Below are 619 nucleotides of genomic sequence, written 5' to 3'. Positions count from 1 at the left end.
GTAGAGACAAGCGTGTTATGTTTTAAACGCCCTTGTTCAAATAAATACTTTGCACAAATGAACATAATTTGATCGCCATCTACAATGTCACCATTTTCATCGATTGCAATTAGTCGGTCGCCGTCACCATCAAAAGCTAATCCTACGTCCGCACCTTTTTCTTTCACAAATGCTGATAATGCTTCAGGGTGAGTAGAACCAACACCTTCGTTAATATTTAATCCATTTGGAGATGCACCCATTGTTGAAATATCAGCATCTAAGTCTGCAAATAAATGTGCTGCTAGAGATGAAGTCGCACCATGTGCACAGTCAAGCGCAACGTGTAAGCCAGAAAAATCTTCATCGATTGTTTGCTTCAGATACTGAAGATATTTTTGACCGCCTTCAAAATAGTCATTTACCTGTCCAAGATCTTTACCAACAGGTCTTGGTAGCTCATCTTTGGGATTATCAATTAATGCTTCAATTTCATTTTCTTGAGCATCAGATAACTTGAATCCATCTGGACCAAAAAACTTGATTCCGTTATCTTGCACTGGGTTGTGTGAAGCAGAAATCATAACCCCTGCTTGTGCACCCAGCGCTTTTGTTAAGTAAGAAACACCTGGAGTTGAGA

General features: G+C 39.6%; 1 protein-coding gene. It reads right to left on the bottom strand.

Annotated features, from left to right (window positions below):
* The coding region (locus ACYVL2_RS20050) for a phosphohexomutase domain-containing protein (protein ID WP_460546569.1) at positions 1 to 619 on the bottom strand (619 nt) is incomplete at both ends.

This window comes from Glycomyces halotolerans (assembly GCF_054779575.1).
Note: the sequence above shows the minus strand (reverse complement) of the source record. Positions and strands in the feature narration are given on the sequence as shown.